Annotated in this window: 1 protein-coding gene; it reads right to left on the bottom strand. The window is 51.1% G+C overall.

Annotated elements, in window-relative coordinates:
• The coding region (locus A3735_RS03660; protein WP_197485640.1) for an efflux RND transporter periplasmic adaptor subunit at positions 1–662 on the bottom strand (662 nt) is incomplete at both ends.

Consider the following 662-nt stretch of genomic DNA (forward strand, 5'->3'; position numbering starts at 1 on the left):
TGGTTGTGATCCATTTCCAAAACGTCATGACTAATAGAAGACTCACCATCGGCCATCGGCATGTCATCCGTAACGGTGTCGGGTCGATGGATCTGGCTGATCACATAGTTGTTGTCGCCCTCTCTTGTAATTTCTACGTGAAGAGTCATATCAGACTGTAAACCTTGAAGGTCTACATTTTTTGCGGCGGTAAAATTCATGGTCATGGCCGGCCATTGCCAGTCATCAATGGCATCATGCGCCAGCGTCAACATCCGGTGTTCGGGCATCAGGCTTTTAAGACGTGCGCCGACCCAGACCGATGTGGGAGCCATAGTCTCAGCCTTATCATCCGAACCATGATTCATGCGCCGAAAGTCCGAGGTTTTGCTGGACTCGGAATCAATCAGGAATTGTGCTGACGTCACAATGCGGTCGCCCTCATCAAGTCCCAATATGATTTCCGCCTGCTCATCGTTGATATTCCCAACCTGTACAGCAACGGATTTAAAACGGCCTTCGCCCTTGGCCAGCACAACACGGGATTGACTGCCGGTACGGATCAGCGCCTGACGGGGAATCAACAGAGTATCGTCCATCGGTGCCGTCTCAATGCGCATCTGCGCAAACATGCCCGGCTTCAGATAACCATCGGGATTGTGAAAATGTACTCGTATCTGTGC

The organism is Oleiphilus sp. HI0061, from assembly GCF_001635675.1.